The 20,009-nt window shown below is 62.0% G+C and carries 20 protein-coding genes; 3 read left to right on the forward strand and 17 right to left on the reverse strand.

What is annotated here, in order from left to right; translation table 11 throughout:
- Positions 1-133: 133 nt before the first annotated feature.
- From BLR25_RS17215 to BLR25_RS17230, 4 genes are all read right to left on the reverse strand, one after another.
- Complete coding sequence (locus tag BLR25_RS17215; RefSeq protein ID WP_091939388.1) at positions 134-1,177, reverse strand: L-idonate 5-dehydrogenase; 1,044 nt, start codon at positions 1,175-1,177, stop codon at positions 134-136.
- A 20-nt stretch (positions 1,178-1,197) separates the two neighbouring features.
- On the reverse strand, positions 1,198-2,202 hold the full coding sequence (yiaK, locus tag BLR25_RS17220) for a 3-dehydro-L-gulonate 2-dehydrogenase (protein ID WP_091939390.1): 1,005 nt from the start codon (positions 2,200-2,202) through the stop codon (positions 1,198-1,200).
- A gap of 67 nt (positions 2,203-2,269) precedes the next feature.
- Entirely contained in the window at positions 2,270-3,265 is a 996-nt protein-coding gene (locus tag BLR25_RS17225) for a Gfo/Idh/MocA family protein (RefSeq protein WP_245715596.1), read from the reverse strand.
- The gene (locus tag BLR25_RS17230; RefSeq protein WP_091939522.1) at positions 3,265-3,744 is read right to left on the reverse strand and encodes a NanQ anomerase/TabA/YiaL family protein; all 480 of its coding nucleotides are present in this window, start codon (positions 3,742-3,744) and stop codon (positions 3,265-3,267) included. The genes BLR25_RS17225 and BLR25_RS17230 overlap by 1 nt, the downstream gene beginning before the upstream one ends.
- A gap of 414 nt (positions 3,745-4,158) precedes the next feature.
- Between BLR25_RS17230 and BLR25_RS17235 the strand changes: the two genes are divergently transcribed.
- Complete coding sequence (locus BLR25_RS17235) at positions 4,159-4,944, forward strand: IclR family transcriptional regulator (protein WP_245715597.1); 786 nt, start codon at positions 4,159-4,161, stop codon at positions 4,942-4,944.
- A 36-nt stretch (positions 4,945-4,980) separates the two neighbouring features.
- Here BLR25_RS17235 and uxuA read toward each other — a convergent pair whose 3' ends face one another.
- The gene (gene uxuA / locus BLR25_RS17240) at positions 4,981-6,027 is read right to left on the reverse strand and encodes a mannonate dehydratase (protein ID WP_091939392.1); all 1,047 of its coding nucleotides are present in this window, start codon (positions 6,025-6,027) and stop codon (positions 4,981-4,983) included.
- A 45-nt stretch (positions 6,028-6,072) separates the two neighbouring features.
- Positions 6,073-7,545: a mannitol dehydrogenase family protein gene (locus BLR25_RS17245; RefSeq protein ID WP_176785963.1), complete on the reverse strand. Its 1,473-nt coding sequence runs from the start codon at positions 7,543-7,545 to the stop codon at positions 6,073-6,075.
- Positions 7,546-7,707: 162 nt separating this feature from the next.
- Between BLR25_RS17245 and BLR25_RS17250 the strand changes: the two genes are divergently transcribed.
- On the forward strand, positions 7,708-8,412 hold the full coding sequence (locus BLR25_RS17250) for a GntR family transcriptional regulator (RefSeq protein WP_091939396.1): 705 nt from the start codon (positions 7,708-7,710) through the stop codon (positions 8,410-8,412).
- 215 nt (positions 8,413-8,627) lie between these two features.
- Positions 8,628-9,845 carry an aldose epimerase family protein gene (locus BLR25_RS17255; RefSeq protein WP_091939398.1) on the forward strand — a complete coding sequence of 406 codons (1,218 nt, stop codon included), beginning with the start codon at positions 8,628-8,630 and terminating at the stop codon, positions 9,843-9,845.
- Between the two features lie 75 nt (positions 9,846-9,920).
- Here the strand turns inward: BLR25_RS17255 and BLR25_RS17260 are convergent, their stop codons facing one another.
- The 11 genes from BLR25_RS17260 to BLR25_RS17305 all read right to left on the reverse strand — a co-directional run bounded on the left by BLR25_RS17260 (position 9,921) and on the right by BLR25_RS17305 (position 19,890).
- Positions 9,921-10,796 (reverse strand): DMT family transporter, encoded by an 876-nt coding sequence (locus tag BLR25_RS17260; protein WP_176785964.1) that lies wholly within the window; start codon positions 10,794-10,796, stop codon positions 9,921-9,923.
- A gap of 294 nt (positions 10,797-11,090) precedes the next feature.
- Positions 11,091-11,795: a GntR family transcriptional regulator gene (locus BLR25_RS17265; RefSeq protein ID WP_091939401.1), complete on the reverse strand. Its 705-nt coding sequence runs from the start codon at positions 11,793-11,795 to the stop codon at positions 11,091-11,093.
- 9 nt (positions 11,796-11,804) lie between these two features.
- Positions 11,805-12,809 (reverse strand): SMP-30/gluconolactonase/LRE family protein, encoded by a 1,005-nt coding sequence (locus BLR25_RS17270; protein ID WP_091939403.1) that lies wholly within the window; start codon positions 12,807-12,809, stop codon positions 11,805-11,807.
- A complete protein-coding gene (locus BLR25_RS17275) occupies positions 12,806-13,270 on the reverse strand; it encodes an RpiB/LacA/LacB family sugar-phosphate isomerase (protein ID WP_091939405.1) in 465 nt (154 codons plus the stop codon). The genes BLR25_RS17270 and BLR25_RS17275 overlap by 4 nt, the downstream gene beginning before the upstream one ends.
- A 64-nt stretch (positions 13,271-13,334) precedes the next feature.
- A complete protein-coding gene (gene dhaL, locus BLR25_RS21395; RefSeq protein ID WP_176785965.1) occupies positions 13,335-13,985 on the reverse strand; it encodes a dihydroxyacetone kinase subunit DhaL in 651 nt (216 codons plus the stop codon).
- Positions 13,986-14,012: 27 nt separating this feature from the next.
- Positions 14,013-15,011 carry a dihydroxyacetone kinase subunit DhaK gene (locus BLR25_RS21400; RefSeq protein WP_176785966.1) on the reverse strand — a complete coding sequence of 333 codons (999 nt, stop codon included), beginning with the start codon at positions 15,009-15,011 and terminating at the stop codon, positions 14,013-14,015.
- Between the two features lie 31 nt (positions 15,012-15,042).
- A complete protein-coding gene (locus tag BLR25_RS17285) occupies positions 15,043-15,900 on the reverse strand; it encodes a sugar phosphate isomerase/epimerase family protein (RefSeq protein ID WP_091939407.1) in 858 nt (285 codons plus the stop codon).
- Positions 15,901-15,910: 10 nt separating this feature from the next.
- Complete coding sequence (locus BLR25_RS17290) at positions 15,911-17,203, reverse strand: TRAP transporter large permease (protein ID WP_091939409.1); 1,293 nt, start codon at positions 17,201-17,203, stop codon at positions 15,911-15,913.
- Complete coding sequence (locus tag BLR25_RS17295) at positions 17,203-17,739, reverse strand: TRAP transporter small permease (protein WP_143009905.1); 537 nt, start codon at positions 17,737-17,739, stop codon at positions 17,203-17,205. Before BLR25_RS17295 ends, BLR25_RS17290 begins: the two co-directional genes overlap by 1 nt.
- An 89-nt stretch (positions 17,740-17,828) precedes the next feature.
- Positions 17,829-18,836 carry a TRAP transporter substrate-binding protein gene (locus tag BLR25_RS17300; protein ID WP_091939413.1) on the reverse strand — a complete coding sequence of 336 codons (1,008 nt, stop codon included), beginning with the start codon at positions 18,834-18,836 and terminating at the stop codon, positions 17,829-17,831.
- 91 nt (positions 18,837-18,927) lie between these two features.
- Entirely contained in the window at positions 18,928-19,890 is a 963-nt protein-coding gene (locus BLR25_RS17305) for a sugar phosphate isomerase/epimerase family protein (protein ID WP_091939415.1), read from the reverse strand.
- Positions 19,891-20,009: the final 119 nt, after the last annotated feature.

The following is a 20,009-nucleotide window of genomic DNA, read 5'->3' on the forward strand; positions in this document are numbered from 1 at the left end:
GCAGCACCACGTTCCCGAATACCAGCAATACCATCAGCCCGAATATGCAGATCAGCAGCCATTCGAGCGACTTCAGCAACAGCCTTGAAAACATCCCTTTACTCCCCTTTTGCTTGCAAAGCGTCCGGCCGGATCAGCCGAACGACAGTTGAACCTTCATCTGCGACGACCGGTCCCGGGCGATCGCAAACGCCTCGGCGATCCGTTCCATCGGCAGCGTCGTCGTGATCACCGGCCGCACATCGATCCGCTTTTCACGGATCAGCCGCGCCGCCACCGCGTATTCCGGGTGGAAGCGATGCGTGCCGACCAGACGGATTTCCTTGCCGACCAGCGCATTGATCGGAATGTCGGCACTGCCCGTGACACCGACCTGAACGATGGTGCCGCGCGGACGAATCACCGGAAACGCCTGTTTCAGCACGCCGCCCACGCCAGTACATTCGAATACTACGTCGAAATAGCCTTTGTCAGCGGAATATTCGGCCGAAAGACGATCGGGTTCCTGCGCCGCGTTGATGGCGACATTGGCGCCCATCTGCAGCGCCGCCTTGAGCGGCGCTTCGGAAATATCCATGGCGACGATTTCCTGCGCGCCCGCCACCCGTGCCGCGCCGATCAGCAAGGCGCCGATCGGTCCGGCCCCGGTCACCAGCACGCGTTTGCCGAGCAGGCTGCCGGCCTGCTTGACGGCATGCACCCCCACCGCGAGCGGTTCGGTACAGGCTGCCTCGCCGAGCGAAACCTCGTTGCCCATCGGTTCGCACTGGACGTCCTCGGCGACCAGTCGGTCGCGGAATCCGCCGTGCGTATGCGGCTTGCGCATGGCGCTGCCGAAGAACTGCATGTCGAGGCAATGCTGCGGTTCCCCAGCCAGGCAGAACTTGCAGCGCCCGCAGGGACGGCTCGGGCTGACCGCAACGCGGTCGCCGGGACGCACACGCGTGACGCGCTCGCCGACCGCTTCCACCGTGCCCGCCACCTCGTGGCCCATGACGATCGGTTCGGTCACACGGATCGTGCCGATGCCGCCTTCCCAGTAGTAGTGGATGTCCGACCCGCAAACGCCGCCCGCACCGATGCGGATCAACACCTGCGTCGGCCCGACCTCGCCGACCTCGCGGGTTTCAATGCGGACGTCTTCCTGCCCGTACAAGACACATGCGCGCGTTTCCATGATTCGCTCCCGAAAACGGCTCAGAATGCCTGGATCTTGGCCCAGACGCCGTCATCGACGGGAATGCCGTTGGCAAGATTGGCAGCACGGATCGCCGCCGAATTCTCGCCCGGGAACAGCACGGGTTTGCCGGCATCGACCGGCACCGAGCCGTGCAGATTGTCGAGCGCTTCGTTGACCGCTGCGGCCAGATAATCGTCGCCGGCGATGCGCGTGGCATCGATGGCGAGAAACATCTGCGACAGGCCGTACTCATCGGCGCCGAGCTTGCCGACCCCATGCGTCGAGCGTCCGCCCGAGAGCACGGCGGCGACGAGGTCGAGCACGATCGACATCGCCGAGCCCTTCCAGTAGCCGATCGGCAGCACGCGCCAGGTCTTGGAGATCTCGCGCGGATCGCAGGAGAGCTGGCCCTGTTCGTCATAACCACCGGGGACCGGCAGCAATTCGCCGCGCGAGGCCTTGTTTTCCATCTGACCGTAGGAGAATTGCGCCATCGCGATGTCGACGACGACGTGCCCTTCGGCACGCGGCACCGCCATGACGAACGGGTTGTTGCCGATACGCCGGTCCTTGGCGCCCCAGGCGGGCATGTTCGGCTGGGTGTTGGTCCAGCAGATGCCGACGCAGCCGGCATCGGCCGCTTGCCAGCCGTAGGTACCGCCGCGCAGCCAGTGGTTGGTGTTGGCCAGCGCGACGCAGCCGATGCCGTGTTCGCGCGCCAGTTCGATGGCGCGATCCATGGAACGCTTGGCATTGACGTTGCCAAGACCGAGGTTGCCGTCCCAGCGCTCGAAGGCGCCCATGGCGGCGACGCAGGTGGGCTTGGCCTTGAGATCGATATAGCCCTTGTCGATGTACTCGACGACGCGGGGGAACCGATTGACGCCGTGGGAATAGACCCCGTCGCAGGTGGTTTCCGCCATCAAGCGCGCCGACAACTCGGCGCTTTCTGCATCGCAGCCCTTCTTGATCAGGACGCGCTGGAATTCGGCCTTCAATTCGTCAAACGTAATGCGTGGCATGTCTTGCTAACTCCTCTCGGTTCTTGCATTCAATTCGTTGCGGCGGGATCCGGCGGGTTCGCCAGGATCAATAACCCTTTTGCGCGCGGTAGCCCTTGAGCACTTCGTCGGCCACCCAGGTCGAGCGCACGGCGCTCTCGACGTTGCCCGGACACGGCGCGACGCCATTGAGATCGTCGACGATGCTCTGAATGAAGGGTTGCTGGACGTGGGCCGGATTCGGGATATCCATGTCGACCGATTGGGTGTCGGTGACAAGCTTCAGCGGCTTGTCGGAGAAGAACTCGAAGGAGATCCGCCCCTTCGAGCCGACGATCTCGACGTAGTCCTCGTCGTTGCCGCAGACATAACACCACGAGCCGAAGCCCTGCACGCCGCTGGCATGGCGCCAGGTCGCCGTGACGGTGTCCTCGACGTCATAGAGTCCGGCCTGGTTGCTGGCGATGCCATGCACCTCTTCGATCGCGCCAAAGAGGAAGTCGAACAGGTCGAGTTCGTGGATGCCCATGTCAAGGAACTTGCCGCCCCCCGACACCGCGGGAATCAGCCGCCACGGCAGCGTCGCACGCGAGAGATCCTCGGGCGCCGGGCGCTGGTGCTGGACGGCGCGCACGGTGCGCACCTCGCCGATGACACCGGCATCGATCCACTGCTTGATCTGAAGAAAACGCGGCATGGCGCGACGATAGAAGGCGACGAACAGGCGCACACCACGCTGCTCGCAGACCTCGACGATCTCGCGGCACTCTTCGAAACGCATGGCCATGGGCTTTTCGACATACACATGCTTGCCGGCTTTGGCGACGTCGAGCGCGAGCGGCTTGTGCGACGACGGCGGCGTCGCCACATAGACGGCCTGCACCGCCGGATCGGCGAGCAGTTCGGCCGTCGTGTCATAGGCCTTGGCGACGCCATGGCGCTCGGCGAAGGAGCGCGTCATCGCCACATCGGCACTGGTCACGGCGACGAGCGCCGAATTGTTCGACTTGTAGAATCCCGGCCCGCTCTTGACCTCGGCGACCGCGCCGCAGCCGATCATCCCCCACTGGATCGTTGCCATCATCAAACTCCTTCGAGCAAAGACAGACGCACCTTGACGACGACCTTGCGGATCGCCTCGGGCGCGTCGAACGCACAGCCCGGACGATGCACGTCGGTCGGCATGAAAACGGCGAAGCTGCCGGGCGTCATCGTCAGCGTCGATTCGTTTTCCATACCGCTATAGAACAGCAGGTCGCGCTGCGCAAGCAGGTCTTCGGCCACGGCGTTGTTACCGGTGTCGGCGGCGACGCCGATTTTTTCGCGTCCGCGTGCGAGAAACTGCACGTCGATGTACTGGCGGTGCACTTCGGCGCGCGTCTCGGCGAAAGGCTTGGTCGTCATGTCGATGACCTGGACATAGATGTCCTTGCCCTCGAGATCGTAGTTGCCCGCCGGAAGCGACAGGAAGTCGGTCTTGTGCAAATGTTCGACGGCAGTTTTGAGAGGACGGGGAAGCCAGCCAAAGGCCGACTCAAGATCATTGACGTGTCCGAATATCATCGCGTTTTCCTTGAATAAAAACGTCCGCACCGGCATGCGTTTCCGCATGTGCCGTCGCGCGACGGCGGCACCCTCGAGGAGGTGAGGCGCCGCCGTCGCGCGGCTTTCCCGGCACGAACAAAGCCTGCACTGATACGCCAATACCGTCGGATTTCCAGGCCCGGAAAATGCCACAGCGCATTCGCTGCCGCAGCGCACCACCGACCGGATCAAATTCTATCTTTCGGAATTGCGTTCTGCTTGTTAGAATATAAAAGCAGGTCGGCGCTGTCAAGCCATTTTCGCGTCGCAGACCATTCCGGAACCCGATATCGCTGGCAACAAGAAACTGCCGACCGCTTTGATTTAGCGCCGGAATACGGCAGGATTCCGGTTTCGACGACCATCGACCACACCACTCGCAGGAGCCCTCTGGTGGCAAATAACGACAACGAAAGCCCGTCGGGCACGCAGAGCCTGTTCCGCGGGCTGCAACTGATGGAAGAATTGAGCAACTATCCGAACGGCTGTCCGCTCGCCCGCCTGGCCGAGGAGACCGGACTGAGCAAGAGCACGGCCCATCGTCTGTTGCAGGGACTGCAGAGCGCCGGCTACGTCACGGCGGCGCCAACGCATGGCAGTTACCGCCTGACGACGAAGTGCGTCGCGGTCGGGCAAAAGGCACTATCCTCGCTGAACGTCATCCACGTCGCCGCGCGGCACGTGGAAGCGCTGAACCTCGATACCGGTGAAACCGTCAACCTGTCCTCGCTCGAGGACGGCCGGGCGATCATGATCTACAAGCTGGAAGCGAACCGCGGCATGATCCGCACCCGCGCCTATGTCGGACAGCATATATCGCTGTATTGCTCGGCGATGGGCAAGCTGTTCCTGACCCATGCCTTCAAGGGCAAGATCGACGCCTACTGGGAATCGCATCGCGACGAGATTACCACGCTGACGCGCAACACGATCACCGACCTTGCCGCCATGCACAAGGAAATCGCCGCGATCGAAAAGTGCGGCTATGCGGTCGACCGCGAGGAAAACGAGATGGGCATCTGCTGCGTCGCCGCACCGATCTTCGACGTCATGGGCAATATGCCGTACTCGGTCTCGGTGTCCTTGACGACGGCCAAGCTGAAGGAACTCGGCGAAAAGGCCGTCGCCGCAAAAGTCATCGCGACGGCGCAAAAGATTTCACAGGAACTCGGCGGCTGACGCAGCGTTTGCGCCTGCCGCCGTTTTCCGAAGCGCTTAGGCGCGGCCGTACTTGCTGACGGCTTCCCACAAGCCGTTCAGATACACGGCACCGAGTGCGCGGTCGTAGAGGCCGTAGCCGGGCTTGCCGGTTTCTCCCCAGATCATGCGACCGTGGTCGGGACGCCAGTAACCGTCGAAGCCGGTGTCGTAGTAGGCCTTGACGATCGCCGCCATGTCGAGCGAGCCGTCGCAGGAACGGTGCGTCGATTCGTAGAAGCTGCCGTCGGCCTCGACCTTGACGTTGCGCAGGTGGCCGAAGTGGATGCGGCCCTTGGCGCCGAATTCGCGCACCATCGATTCGACGCTATTGCACAGGTCGGCGCCGAGCGAACCCGAGCACAGCGTGATGCCGTTCGACGGCGAATCGACGATACCGATGAGACGCGCATAATCGTCGCGGTTCTTCATGATGCGCGGCAGGCCGAAGATCGGCCGGGGCGGATCGTCCGGATGCATCGCCATCTTGACGCCGACTTCCTCGGCCACCGGGATGATCGCCTTGAGGAAATATTCCAGGTTGGCCCACAGTTTCTGCTCATCGACCGACTTGTATTCCTCGAGCAGCGCCTTGAGTTCCTCGGGCTTGTAGCTGGCGTCCCAGCCGGGCAGGGAAATGCCCTTCTCGGGATCGATCTTGGCGACCTCGGCCGCGTCGAACGACAAGGTCGTCGAGCCGTCGGGCAGTTCCTTGGCCATCTCGGTCCGCGTCCAGTCGAAGACCGGCATGAAGTTGTAGCAGATCACCTTGACGCCGACCGCGGCGCAGTTGCGGATGTTCTGCTGGAAGTTGGCGATCAGGCGATCGCGGCTCGGCTTGCCGAGCTTGATGTCCTCGTGCGTCGGCACGCTCTCGACGACTTCGAACTTGAGCCCGGCGCGTTCGATGCGATCGCGCAGCGCCTGCAGCTTCTCGACCGGCCACACTTCACCCACCGGCACATCGTAGATGGCCGAGACGATCCCGACCATGCCGGGGATCTGACGGATATTTTCCAGGGTGACGGGATCGGATTCCCCGTACCAGCGGAACGTCATTTTCATAGCTTCACCATTTCCAGAGTCGTGTTACAAAAAAGTTCAAACCGTTCAGGCGCCGATCGTCGCCGTCGCCACGTCGGGGTTCGCCGCCAATTCGGCAAACGCAGCCAGCAATTCCTTGCGGAAGACGGCGTTGCCCGGCAGATCCTGACCGAAGATTTTTTCCAGGCCGAGCAGGCTATCGACGATGCCGGCCGCATCGTTCGCCTGACGCGCGCGCTCGAGGACCGCCGCCGACATCGGGTCGCTCAGCACGCCGCCCGGCGTCTGCGCCACCTTGAGGACAAAATGCATCCAGGCCGCGATCGCCGTGGCGATGGCCGGCGACGCCAGACCCAGCGCCATGCGTTCGCGCAGCGGGGCCAGCAGCCGTTGCGGCAACTTCTGCGAACCGTCCGAGGCGATCTGCGCCGTCTTGTGCTTGAGCGCCGGATTGCGGAAACGCCGCTTGAGCTGCTCGATGTAACTCGCCGGATCGACGCCCTTCGGCGCCTTCAGCACATCGCGGTTCTCGCGCCACAGGCGGTCGAGCACGTCGCAGATCAGCGCGCTGTCCATCGCCTCGGCCACCGTCTCACGGCCGGTCAGCTGGCCGAGATAGGAGAGCGTCGAGTGCGCGCCGTTGAGGCAGCGCAGCTTCATGCTTTCCCAGCGCTCGATCTCGTCGGAGAAGACCGCGCCGCCGATCGTCCAGTCCGGACGACCCATCGTGAATTTATCCTCGATGACCCATTGCACGAACTGCTCCGTCATCACCGGCCAGGCATCCTCGACGCCGAGCTTGGCGGCAATCTGCGCGCGGTCGGCGTCGGTCGTCGCCGGCGTGATGCGGTCGACCATCGTGCACGGAAAGCACACTTCGGCCTCGATCCAGGCGGCGAGGTCCGCGTCGAGCTGGCGCGCATAGGCGAGCACCGCGGCGCGGGCGAGCTTGCCGTTGTTCGGCAGGTTGTCGCAGCTCAGCACCGTAAACGGCAGGACGCCCGCGGCACGGCGTTGACGCAGCGATTCGGCGATCAGGCCGAGGATCGTCTTGGGATGCGAGGGATCGGCGAGATCGGCGGCGATCGCCGGATTCTGCGGTTGCAACTGGCCGGTCGACATGTCGAGGTAATAGCCCTTCTCGGTCACCGTCAGGCTGACGATGCGCGTGCTCGCGTCGCTCATTTTCGCCAGCAGGCGGGCCTTCTCGCTGTCCTCGGCGCCGCCGACGACATCGACGATCGCACCGATCACGCTCAGGCGCTCCGAATCGGCACCGACTTCCGACAGCACATAGAGATTGTCCTGCGGCGCCAGCGCATCGCGCATGCCGGAGGACTGCATACCGGCGCCGACGATGCCCCAGGCGAGGTCGCCCGACGCCAGCACGGCTTCGGTAAAGAAGGCCTGGTGCGCGCGGTGGAAGGCGCCGAGACCGAGATGGACGATCGACGCCGTCACCTGGCGACGATCATAGGTCGGGCGATTGACGCCAGCCGGCAAGCTCGACAGACTCGCTTCGCAAATTCTTGTAGCCACACTACTCTCCTCTTTTTCCGCTTTATCGATAGAATGCGCCTCGAAACGAAATTCGCGGCACCGCACCGAGAGACCACACATAATACAAATGCTATACTTGTATAGCAGAAAGTGTATCATTGCCGTCGACGAATCACAAGACTCGGCCCCAGGGAACTCCTCATGAAGAATAGCCCAGAAGTCAAAATCCAAAATTTCCTGCCGCAGGAATCGCAATCGATCGGCAGCCAGCTGCATCGCCTGCTGCGCGCGGCGATCATCGAAGGCGAACTGCTGCCGGGCCAGATCATTTCGGAAATCGAGATGAGCAAGCGATTTGACATCAGCCGGCAGCCGGTGCGCGAAGCCTTCATCAAGCTCGCCGAGGAACGACTCGTCGAAGTGCGTCCGCAGCGCGGCACCTTCGTGCGCAAGATCTCGGTCAAGGAAGTGCTGGATGCCCGCCATCTGCGCGAGATCATCGAGGTCTCGATCGTGCGTGAAGTCAGCGCGAAACATGACGCCGAACTCATCAACCGGCTGCGCCAGCTGATCACCCAGCAGAAAGAGACGGCGCCCGGCGATGCTCACGCTTTCCTCGAACTCGACGAGGAAATGCACCGCACGATCGCCCTGCATGCCGGCCGCGAATATGCCTGGCGCGTCACCGAAAGCATCAAGGCACAGATGAATCGCGTCCGCTTCCTCTCCTTCGACTTCGCCCAATCGAAGTTCGAACTGGCCGGCGAACATGCTGCCATCGTCGATGCGATCGAAGCCGGCAACGCCGACCTGGCGGCCCAGCTGATGGAAAAGCATCTGCGCGGCATCCTGGCCACCTTGCCAAGAGTGGTTAGCCAATACCCGGACTACTTCACCGACAACTAAGCGCCTGTTTCGGCTGGCATCGTGGGCCGCAAGCCCCGCCGAAACAGACTCCCAGGCATCCTCCTCCTGTCGAAACAACAATTTATTGCACGGGCGCAGAACAGCGTCCTATAATCGCTTTGGTCAGGCCACCAAGCCAAACCAGACGGTACGACGTCCGCTCGAGCGTGGTTCTGAAGCCAAAGCAATAATCACGACAAACCAGGAGGAGTCCAATGAAAAAGGCAACAACCGCATTGACCCTGTGCGCGGCCAGCGCACTGCTGCTGGCACCCGCCGCCGTGTTCGCCGCCGGCAAGACTGCCGCACCCAAGGCGCCGGCATTCGTCGAACTGCGCGACGTCGACTTCCAAAAAGAAGTCGATGGCAAGCAAGTTGGCCTCTACACGATCAAGAACAAGAAGGGCATGGTCGTCAAGGTCACCAACTACGGCGCCCGCGTCGAACAGATCCTGGTCCCCGACCGCAACGGCAAGCTCGGCGACGTCGCCCAGGGTTACGAGACGATCGACCAGGTCCTCGGCGGCCAGGGCTCGATGGGGGCCTTCATCGGACGCTATGCCAACCGGATCGCCAACGGCACGTTCTCGCTCGACGGCACCGAATACAAGCTCGCCATCAACGACTTGTCGACACCGCCCGCGGCACCGCGCCAGAACACGTTGCACGGCGGCAAGAAGGGCTCGCGCTTCGTCGTCTTCGACGCCAAGCAACTGTCCGAAAATGCCGTTCAGATGACGATCCTGTTCAAGGACGGCGAAGAAGGCTTCCCGGGCGACCTGCCGGTCAAGGTGGTCTACTCGGTGAGCGACGCCAACGAACTCGTCATCAGCTACGACGCCGTCGCCGCCAACAAGAAGACCGTCGCCAACTTCACCGGCCACACTTTCTTCAACCTCTCCGGCGATCTCGGTAGCTCGATCGAGGATCACATCCTGACGGTGCCGTCCGACAAGGTGCTCGAAGTGTCGGCCGCGTTGGTGCCGAATGGCAACTTCCGCGACGTCACCGGCACGCCGATGGACTTCCGCAAGCCCAAGGCGCTCGGCAAGGACATCAAGGCCGACTACGACCTGCTCAAGGCCGGCAACGGTTACGACAACCACTATGTCATCAGCCTGAAGCAGCCGAGCGACCTCGGCCTCAATGCCAAGATAATGGACCCGAAATCGGGCCGCGTACTTGAAGTCTGGTCGACCGAACCCGGCGTCCAGGTTTACTCGGGTAACTTCCTCGAAGGCAAGCTGCCGCGCGATCTCGGCAAGGGCTCGACGGTGTACAACTTCCGCAGTGCCTTCTGTCTCGAACCCTCGCGCTTCCCGGATTCGGTCAACCACTCCGGTTTCCCGACCACCGAAATCAAGCCGGGTGAATGGTACAGCGGCAAGATCGTCTACAAGTTCTCGGTCGACAAGGGTAAAGCCGCCAAGTAAGACAAATCGATATTCCATGACGCTTGGCCTCGCCGGTTTTCCGGCGAGGCATTTTTTTGCATACAGGAAACCGCACTATCGTTTGCGCTCGCACACGGCAAGATAGAGTCCGCTGCACACCAGGACGCCGATCCCGACAAGCGACCAGAAATCCGGGAAATCGCCGAACGCGAAAAAGCCGATCGCCGCAACCCAGATGAGTTGCGAATATCCAAAGGGTGCAAGCCGTGATGCCGGCGCAAGTTCGTACGCCCGGATCAGGACCAGATGCGCGATACCGCTGACCGCACCGACCCCCACCAATGCGGCGGCATGCAAGGGCGTTTGCGGCATCACCCAAACGCCGGGCAACAGCAAGGACGAAAGCATCGAACCCACCAATCCGGCATAGAAAATCGACGCATGCGGGCTGTCGATGCCGGCAAGGCGACGCGTCAATATCTGATACGACGCATACGAAACAGCATTGCCGACCGGCAGCAGGACTGCCCACGTGAAGACGTCGCTGCCAGGCCGGATGATCGTCAGTACGCCGGCGAAGCCGAAGAACACCGCAAGCCATCGCCCGGGATCGACGGTCTCGCGCAGAAACAGGACCGACATCAGCGTCACGAGAATCGGGGCCAGATAGGCGACGGCGGTCGCTTCGGCCAAAGGCATGTACTTCAGCGCGCTGACAAAGAATGCCGACGCCATCACCAGCGACAAGCCCCGCCCAAGCTGGATGAACGGATGATGCGTTTTGACCAGCGCGAATCCAAGGCGCGGCCCAAGTGTCGCCACGATCAGGAGCAGATGAAACGTGAAGCGCGCCCAGACAATCAGGGGAATCGGATAGTAGCGCGTGAGATATTTCGTGACGAAATCGCAGACGGCGAGAATGGCCACGGCGCTCATGACCATGAGCACGCCGCGCGACACATCCGGAAGCCTCCCAGGCTCAACCCTCATCGTTCCTCCAATTCTTGACTGCGAGCCAGCATCCCGCCCCAGGTCCGCCCTGTCAATAGGAAGCGGCCCGACACCCCGTGACGCAGAGGCCGCTTTCACCCGCCAATGCCATCGACAAATTTCATCGTCATCGCGTCGGAATCGTGACTGCCGCCAAGCTCGATCGAGAACGCGCTCGGCGCAGGCCATGACCTCATCGCCGATCCCGTCTCCCGGCAATACCGCGATGTTTAGAGCCTATTTCGGTAGGGCTCGCGGGCCGCGCCGGCGGCCCTACCGAAATAGGCTCTTAATTCAGCCGCGACACTCATCATGATGCTCCCGTGAAAAGCTTTCCAGCATGTCGAAACATGGCGCCGGCATACGGGCCAGGTAATCGACGATGTGGGCAAAATGTCCTTCGAGTGCTTCGCGCGCCGCCGCGCGGTCACGTGCGCGAATGGCCGTGACGATCCGCTCATGCTGCCCGGTCGACTCGGCCGGAATCGACGTGAGGGAAAGCATCTTCAGTCGCGCGCGTTGCAACTGCGCCCAGAAGCGCCGGTGAATATCGACCAAGGCCTGGTTGCCGGACACAGCGACGAGTTGATTGTGAAATCCCTCGTCGACACGTATCCAGGCCCCGTAATCGGCCCGACCGTATGCCGAATCCATGGCCTCGTTCAGGCTGTCCAGCGCTGCCAATTCGTCGTCCGGCACCGAGCGCGCCGACGCCAGGTCCACCGCCAGCGACTCCAGGCGTGTGAATACCTGATAGGTTTCCTGGAGATCGATTCTGGATACCGGCAGGACATGAAATCCGTGCCGCGGCACCAGCTTGATGAGCCCGTCGCCCTGCAGCCGGTCGAGCGCCTGACGGACCGTGGTCCGGCTCAGCCCCAACTCCTCGACGACATCGCGTTCGAGCGCGTGAAAGCCCTCCCCCCATTTGCAGTACAGGATTCTGTCCTGGAGTTCATGGTACGCACGGTCAACAAGGCTGGGCTTTGGTGCGTTCATGCATGACTTCTAGCGGTATTCCCAATGCACCGGCGGGTACCCGGCGACATCCTGCCGCAGGCACGCGATGCGGTCTCCAAGCAGGCAGCCCAGATGCAACGTGCGCAAACCGGCGCCACCGAAGGCGATGCTGGAGACATTTTTCAGGACGGTGTTGCCGGCGTTGTCGAGATGGGGGCGGCCAAGCGTGCCACTCCGGAATGCATCCTCGACCCAATCGACATGGTCCGTATCGGCATCCTCGATCATCAGTTGCTGGCTGCCGTCGGGGAAGACCCGGATCACCCGGTTGCTGATGATGCTGGTGATCCAGACGCAACCGTCCTGGTCAAAGGCCAGCCCGTCCGGGAAGACGCCCGTGCCGAATTCGGTGACGACCTCACGCCGCCCCAGATCGCCATTGGGCAGAATCGCGTAACGCAGCAAGCGGCGCCCGAAGGTTTCATTGATGTACAGCGCATTTCCATCGGGAGAAACGTAGGCCTCGTTCGTGTAGCCCAGCGCATCGGCGACGATCCGCGCGCCTTTGTCATCGACCAGGACGACGAAGCCATCGGCAACATCGCCGCGATACGCCGCGGCCCGAGGGACATGCCGCGTACTGACGGTGATCCAGCGTCGTCCGACGCGATCGGTGAAGACGTAATTGGTCGGCGGCAAGGGATCGCCGTCGACACGGTCGAGAAAGACGCTGACGCCGCCGCCGCGGGTCAGCCGATAGACGCCCCCGGTGGTGTCGCCGAGATGGGCGATGAGAAAGGAGCCATCCTCTTCCAGGCTGATGCCATTCGGCCGCAATGCGCCGCCGTCGGGCAGGCGCCCGAGATAGGCACCCTGGCTTCCGTCCGGCAGGAGATGCGAAACGCCGCCGCGCCAATCGGAGGCAAACACATCGCCGCGCGCGGTGCAGAGGACGCATTCCGGACGATGCAGACCCCGGCCGACAAAATCGAACGCCGCCCCGTTGATCGCCGGCACCAGCGAAGACGAATTGGGGGACGCCGGCGAGTTCATATGATCGACCGATATTTCCGTTCGAGCGTCGTGATCGCCTCGACATTGCCGGCCGAAGGTCCCGCCGGATCGAAATGCGAGGCCAGCCAGACGCTCACGATCGTTTTTGCCAACTCCGTCCCGACCACGCGCGCGCCCAGCGTCACGACATGCGCATCGTTGCTTTTCGCCGCGCGTTCGGCCGAAAAGCTGTCGTGCGTCTGGGCAGCCCGAATGCCGGGCACCTTGTTGGCCGACATCGCCATGCCGATGCCGGTGCCGCAACAGAGGATGCCGCGCTCGAATTCGCCAGCCAGAATCGCCCGGCAGACGCGCTCGGCGATCTCCGCATACCGCTCTTCGCGGCCATCGGGCGCCAGGCTCAGGTGTGTCACCGACATCCCCGGCAGTGCCGCCACATGCGCACACAGCACTTTGGCAAGTTCGATACCGACAGAGTCACCCGCAATCGCGATTTTCAATTTCTCATCCTCATCGTCACAACAAGCCGATCAAGCCCCTGAATCCGTCCTGACCGCCGCCGCGCTATGCCAAACGGGAAACGACGCCTTTGCCCAGTCCCTGCAGCAACAGGAAACAGGAGGTCGCCCCAGCATCCAGCACGCCGATGGAACGCTCGCCGAGGCGGGCGGCGCGGCCGATCCGGGCTTGCAGATCCTTGGTCGAGCGCCATCCGGCTTCGGCGGCCTCGAGCATCGCCGCAATGGCGGCCGGGAAATCGGCGCCACCGGCAATCGCCGCCTGATAGGCGTCGCGCGCCGGAATCAGCGTATCCATCAGCGTCTTGTCGCCGACCTTGGCGTTGCCGACGCTTTCGACCGCCTCGACGCCTTGCGCCAGCGCCTTCCCGAACAGCGCCGCGTCGAGCTGCGCATGCCCCGCCAGCGCTTCCGACAGCCCCATGAAGAAGCTGCCGTAAAGCGGCCCCATCGAGCCGCCGATGCCTTCAAGCAGCGTCATCGCCAGCGTGTCGAGCGCTTCCGCCAACCCCGGCAGTTCCGCTTTGGCGAGCAGCGCCTCCCGGCACTGCGAGAAGCCCTTGCTCATGTTGATGCCATGGTCGCCATCGCCAATCGCGCCGTCGATTTCCGACAGATAGGCGCGGTTCTCGTTGATGATGTCGATCAGCGCCAGGACGATGGCGCCGGATGATTTCAGGTCGATGCCTTGATTCATGGTGTTCTCGTTCCCTATGCGAAAGTGCTATTTCCGGTTGAAGCCGATCGACGCGCACGGATGCGTGATGAGTTTCTCGAGTTCCTCGTCGAGCTGGAGCACGGAGAGCGTGACGCCCATCATTTCGAGCGAAGTGAAGAAATTGCCGACCAGCGGCACCGCCACCGTCACCCCCGCCTCGCTCAGGGCTTTTTCGACCCCCGAGTACAAGATGTACTGCTCCATCAGGGGCGTCGCGCCGAGGCCGGAAATCAGCACCGCGACGCGGTCGCCGCGGCCAAAGGGCAAGTCCGGCAGCACCGTCCCGACCATGATCTTCGCCATCTGCTCGGCGCTCACCGTATCGGCGACGTTCGTGCCGGGCTCGCCGTGGTGGCCGATGCCGACCTCCATCTTGCCGTCCTCGATATGAAAATTGGCTTTCCCGGCCGCCGGAATCACGCAGGACGACAGGCCGATGCCGATGCTGCGCGTGCGGTCGATGGTCTTCTGCGCGACGGCGATGACCTCGTCGAGCGATCCGCCCAGCGCGGCGCAGGCGCCGGCTGTCTTCCACATCAGGATTTCACCGGCGACGCCGCGCCGCTTGGCTTCGTCGCCCTTGGGCGCGGACGGCACGTCGTCGTTGGCGACGACGGTCCTGACCGTCATACCGGCACGTTCGGCCATCTTGATCGCCATCTTGACGTTCATGTTGTCGCCGGCATAGTTGCCGTAGAGACAGGCGACGCCCTGGCCGCCGTCGGCCGCTTTCATCGCATCGAAGAAGCTCTTGGCCGTCGGTGACGAAAAGATCTCGCCAACGGCGACCGCGTCGACCAGGTTTTCGCCGACATAGCCGAGGAATGCCGGCTCGTGCCCCGATCCGCCGCCGGTAACGATGCCGACTTTTCCGGCCACCGGCGCGCAGCTGCGCTTGATGACGCGGGGATTATCGGGCGTGGCCTGCAGTTCCGGATGCGCGGCGACGATACCCTTGAGCATGTCCTCGACCACCAGGTCGGGATGATTGATGACACGATTCATGATCTCTCCTGAGAAATGCAGCTAAGCGCAACTAAGACGCAGCGAGGTGTTGACGAACGAAGGCCAGCGAGGCCCGCACGGCCGATTCGATCTCGGCGCGCGGCACCGGCTGCAGACGTCGCCGCGGCAACGCGTCAGCGCCGCGATGCAGGCGCAGCGGCAACTCGATCGACAGGTTGAGCGCCGTCGCCGCCAACGCGTCGAGGATGCGACCACAGCCGATGTCGCCCTCCCCGATCGGCGTGAAGAAATAGCCCTCCGGGCTTATCCGGATGTCCTTGATGTGGACGTGGCCGCAATACGGCAGGGCGAGAATGGCGTCATCGGCCGGATTGACGCCGTCGAAGCCGTCTTCGGGCCGATGCGAGGCGGTGTTGGCGGCGTCATAGTTCAAGCGCACGCGCGGACTGCCGATGCGCTGGATCAGCTCGATGCCGTCTTGCGCCGTGCTGAGCAAATTGTCGCTACCGTCGCCGAGATTTTCCAGGCAGATCACCAGGTCCAAGCGTTCGGCATAAGGAATCAGCGTTTCGATGTTGCGAAAAAAACGGGCGCTGTCCGGGCGCGCCGAGGCATTGGTATTGATGACCGTCGCCCCGACGCCGGCGACGAAATCCATGCGGCGGCTGAAAACCTCGACGGCGTCCGGACGCCCGAGATCGATGTGCGACGAAAAGGCGTAGCAATGCAGGCCGCTCGCTCTCATCCATTCGACATAACGACGCGCCTGCGCCGCGGTGAAGGCATCCTCGTCGAACGGCTCGGTGTAGCCGACGATGAAGGCGGGCTCGACATGGCTGACGCCACAGCTTGCCAGGCTGTCGAGCACCTCGGGAAAGGCATACCCGTCATACGGGGCGGCGGAAACGGAAAGGATTCGTTGCATCATCGCGCCTCGCCTAGCCCACACCGAAAAGCAGCCGCGGCAGGATCTTCGACAACCACGGCACATAGGAGGTCAGGAACAACACAGCGATATTCATCGCCATCAGCGGCATGATGTGTTTCGACATCCCGCCGATGCTCGCCTTGGCGAGCTTGGCGGCGACAAACAGCGTCCCCCCGACGGGCGGCGTGTAGAGCGCGATCGAGAGATTCATCACCATGATGACGCCCATCAGCACCAGGTCGATCTGCATGGCCTGGGCCATCGGCAGGAACAGCGGCGCCGTCAGCAGCATCGCCGGCAGCGGTTCGATGAAGATTCCGAGCAGCAGCAGCACGATATTGAGCAAGAGCAGGAACTGCCAGGGCTGGCTCGCCACCGACTGGATCCATTCGGCCAGCTGCATCGCGACCATTTCCGCCGTCAGCAGCCAGGACAGCACGCCGGTCGCGCCGATCACCAGCAGCACCGAGGCGCTGGTCTGGAAAGCCTTGAGCGCGAGCGCCGGCAGATCGCGGAACTTGAGATCCTTGTAGAGGAACAGCGAAATGACAAGGCCATAGGCCACGGCCACCGCCGCGGCTTCGGTCGGGGTAAAGACGCCCGTCCAGATACCGCCGACGATGATCACCGGCATCAAGAGCGCCGGGCCGGCGTCCTTGGTCACGACCCAGATTTCCTTGAGCGAGGCGCGCTGCGATCCGTTGTCACAGCCCGTCTTCTTGCCGTAGCGTATGCAGACGATCGCCAGCGCCACCGCGCAGATCAGTCCCGGGATCACGCCGGACATCGACAGGATGCGCATCGAAGCGCCGGAAATGAAGGCGAAGACCAGGAAGGGAATCGACAAGGGCATCAGCAGGGCGAGCGTTCCGGCCACCGACAGCAGCGCGGCGGTGAAGTCCGGGTGATAGCCCTTTTCCTTCATCGTCGGCGCAACGAGCGAGCCGATCGCCGCGGTATCAGCGATCGCCGACCCCGAAACGCCACCGAACATCAGGCAGGAAACGATGGTGACGACGCCCATGCCACCCGGCATCCAACCGAACAGGGCGCTGGCGAAAGCGACGATACGCTTGCCGACCCCGCCGCGGGAGAGCAACTCACCGGCGAAGATGAAGAGCGGCACGGCGATCAGGATGAAGGGCTCGACGCCGGCGATCAGATTCAGCAACAAGGAATCCATCTGATACGGCAGGTCTTTGAAATAGACCATGCCTGCGGTCGTCGCGATCAGCGCATAAAAAAGCGGAATACCGGCGAGCGCGATGATGAAGAAGACGCCAAAAACCTGGATGGTCAGCATTATTCGTCCGCTCCATAACGCTCTTCGCGCGATATTCCGCAAAGAATCTGGTAAAGGTCATACAGCACGAAAACCATGCCGATCCCGCTGGCGATCGAGAGCGGCATGTATTGGACCGACATCGGAATGCCCAGTACCGTGAGGATGTTGCCCCAGTTGTTGTCGATGATGATGAGTCCGTTGCGGAGCAGAATCCACAGCACGCCGAGCGCGAACAACTGGACGATGAAATCGGCATAGCGGCGCGGCCGCTCGCCGAGTTTGTCGATGAACTCGGTGATGGTCATGTGGCCGGCGCGCCGGATGATCGACGCGCCGCCGAGGAACGAGACCCAGACCATCATCAGTTCGCAGGCTTCCGTCGTCGCGGCAATGTCATGGCCGGCGGCATGCGCACAGACATTGAAGAACACCAGGACGATCATCACCGCCGCCGCCAGGACCAGCAGCCAGTCGACCACCCGCGCCAGCAGGTGGATCGGCCATGCTTGCTGCGGCCCGCGCGGCAGAATTTCCTTAATCGCTACGTTTGACACACCGTTCCCCTTTCTCCCGGGGGTGTTCACTATCAAGCCTTGATTGCGGTTGATTGTGAACACCCCCATCACCCCAAGCACCCCGCGCTTTATTTCTTGACCGGCAGCGCTTTACGGATCGAAGCGGCTTCGGCAAGCACGGCGTCAACATCGGCGCCCCACTTGGCCTTCGCCCGCTCGTAGGTCGGCTTGACGGCATCGCGGAACGGCGTCAGGTTCGGACTGTTGATCTTGGCCCCCTTCTTGGCCATTTCAGCCAATTGCCCTTCCTCGTCTTCCTTGACCTTGGCGCGGTTCCAGTCGGCAGCTTCCTGAGCGGCGCGCGTAATCGCCTTCTGGTCTTCGGGCGACAGCTTCTGCCAGGTCTTTTCCGAAATCGCCAGGGGGATCGGGCTATAGACGTGTTTCGTCAGCGTCACGTGCGGCGCCACTTCGTAGAACTTGTTCGAATAGATCGTATCGACCGGATTTTCCTGACCGGCGACGACGCCCTGCTGAATGGCGAGATAGACCTCCGGCAGCGGCATGATCTGCACGCCGAAGCCGACGTCTTCAAGCAACCAGCGCATCATTTCGTTCGGGAAGGTCCGCAGTTTCTTGCCCTTGGCATCGGCCGGCGAATTCAGCACGTCCTTGGTCGTCATGCTGCGGAAACCGGCTTCCCACGTCGCCAGGAAACGGAAACCCTTGGCCGGCGCCTTGTCGAACTGGGCCTTGAGCCAGGCCGACGTGTCGTAGAACTTCCAGCCCTGCTCATAGCTGTCGAAGAGGAAAGGCAGCATCGTCAGATTCAGTGAATCGAGATGGGGCGCGTAGGAACCGGTGGCGGAAACGGTGAAGTCGATCCCGCCGGCAACGAGCTGTTCGATGTTCTTCGGATCGTTGCCCAACTGGCTGCAGCAAAAGACATTCACCTTGTAGCGGTTGTTGGTGTACTCGGCGACCTTCTTGGCGAAGATCTGCGCGCCCGCCTGCCGGGCGCCTTGCTGCTGGTCGGTGTGGCTGAACTTCAGGACTGTCTGGGCGCCGGCACTGAATGCGACAGCGAACCCGGCAGCAAGAACGGAAATACGAAAAAGTTGCTTGATGGTGTTCATACAACCTCCTTGGCCTCACATCGTTATTGGTCGAAACATCCCCGCACTGTTGAAAAGCATTTCCTGTTACCGATTACCGCTGTGATTCAATTCACTGCACCCGATAGATCTCGCGCGTCACCAGCGACATCAATTCGTTGTAATTCTCCTCCGCCATCAGGCGGCGGTACTTCTTGGGATCGAGTTTATTGACGAGATTCCAGATCCCCAGACTCACTTCCGCGTGCCGCTCGAAGAAATCGATGATGTTGAATATCCGCGGCGAAGCATCGGTCGTGAAATACTTGTTGTAGCCGCATTCTTTCGCCCAGAACAGCAGTTCGACGTAATTCAGGAAATGGCGGCTGCCGCCGACCAGATCCCAATCGGCTTTCGTGTCATTGTCATTGGTATGAATATAGGCGTCGAAACCGCTTTCGATCGTCGTTACCAACATCTGCGCCGGATTTTCCTGGCTCTGGATGGAATGGCCGAGATCGAGGGTGATACCGGTGTTCGGGTTGCCGACTTCCTTGAGCAGCAGCAAGGCCTTGGAGGTGCTGTCGAGTTGGCAGTGCACGCGCACCTCGGAATACTTCGGCTCCAGGAAAAGCGGAATTTCCGGGAGATAATCCGCCGCCTCGCCGATCGTTTCGATCATGTACTTCCACGCCGTCTGGTAATCGATCTGGAACAGCATGTCGTAACCATCGGACAAGGGGCAGCACGTCACCAGCGGCGCTCCGACCGCCTTGGCGAAATCCTTGGCGCTCTTGATCATCGCCACGGCATCCTCGCGAATCTGCTTCACCGGTCGCGACAGGCTGCCCGGCACGAACTGCGGATCTTTTTTCACATTGACGTTGATCGCGGCCCAGTGAAGCCCCAGATCGCTCATCATCTGATTGATCCCGGCCGGCGTTGTCGTTTCGTGCGGGAAGACCATCTCGACGCCGTCGAAGCCCTTCACCCGCTGCACCATCTGCAGCTTTTCCAGCGTCGTTTTCGGGCTGTTGTATTCGCAGAATCGATCTTGCGTCTTACCCATGAACGCGATGATGACACCTTGCTTCATCTGCCTCTCCTGTTCGAATGATTGATGCGACGCGGTCGATAGTGCCGCTGCATCTGACTGGAACCGCCCTTTTCTGCACGACGTGCGCAATGCGTTAATGCATACGTTAAAGTATGTAT

Origin of the sequence: Propionivibrio dicarboxylicus (assembly GCF_900099695.1) — a bacterium.
Lineage (GTDB): Bacteria > Pseudomonadota > Gammaproteobacteria > Burkholderiales > Rhodocyclaceae > Propionivibrio > Propionivibrio dicarboxylicus.

Excerpts from the sequence above, each read along its gene's own strand:
- BLR25_RS17225 (WP_245715596.1), bottom strand. The coding sequence starts at position 3,265 with ATGATGGCAACGATCCAGTGGGGGATGATCGGCTGCGGCGCGGTCGCC.
- BLR25_RS17290 (WP_091939409.1), bottom strand. The coding sequence starts at position 17,203 with ATGCTGACCATCCAGGTTTTTGGCGTCTTCTTCATCATCGCGCTCGCC.
- BLR25_RS17255 (WP_091939398.1), top strand. The coding sequence starts at position 8,628 with ATGAAAAAGGCAACAACCGCATTGACCCTGTGCGCGGCCAGCGCACTG.
- BLR25_RS17260 (WP_176785964.1), bottom strand. The coding sequence starts at position 10,796 with ATGAGGGTTGAGCCTGGGAGGCTTCCGGATGTGTCGCGCGGCGTGCTC.
- BLR25_RS17305 (WP_091939415.1), bottom strand. The coding sequence starts at position 19,890 with ATGAAGCAAGGTGTCATCATCGCGTTCATGGGTAAGACGCAAGATCGA.
- BLR25_RS17250 (WP_091939396.1), top strand. The coding sequence starts at position 7,708 with ATGAAGAATAGCCCAGAAGTCAAAATCCAAAATTTCCTGCCGCAGGAA.
- BLR25_RS17215 (WP_091939388.1), bottom strand. The coding sequence starts at position 1,177 with ATGGAAACGCGCGCATGTGTCTTGTACGGGCAGGAAGACGTCCGCATT.
- uxuA (WP_091939392.1), bottom strand. The coding sequence starts at position 6,027 with ATGAAAATGACGTTCCGCTGGTACGGGGAATCCGATCCCGTCACCCTG.
- BLR25_RS17265 (WP_091939401.1), bottom strand. The coding sequence starts at position 11,795 with ATGAACGCACCAAAGCCCAGCCTTGTTGACCGTGCGTACCATGAACTC.
- BLR25_RS17285 (WP_091939407.1), bottom strand. The coding sequence starts at position 15,900 with ATGATGCAACGAATCCTTTCCGTTTCCGCCGCCCCGTATGACGGGTAT.
- BLR25_RS17270 (WP_091939403.1), bottom strand. The coding sequence starts at position 12,809 with ATGAACTCGCCGGCGTCCCCCAATTCGTCTTCGCTGGTGCCGGCGATC.
- dhaL (WP_176785965.1), bottom strand. The coding sequence starts at position 13,985 with ATGAATCAAGGCATCGACCTGAAATCATCCGGCGCCATCGTCCTGGCG.
- BLR25_RS17300 (WP_091939413.1), bottom strand. The coding sequence starts at position 18,836 with ATGAACACCATCAAGCAACTTTTTCGTATTTCCGTTCTTGCTGCCGGG.
- yiaK (WP_091939390.1), bottom strand. The coding sequence starts at position 2,202 with ATGCCACGCATTACGTTTGACGAATTGAAGGCCGAATTCCAGCGCGTC.
- BLR25_RS21400 (WP_176785966.1), bottom strand. The coding sequence starts at position 15,011 with ATGAATCGTGTCATCAATCATCCCGACCTGGTGGTCGAGGACATGCTC.
- BLR25_RS17230 (WP_091939522.1), bottom strand. The coding sequence starts at position 3,744 with ATGATATTCGGACACGTCAATGATCTTGAGTCGGCCTTTGGCTGGCTT.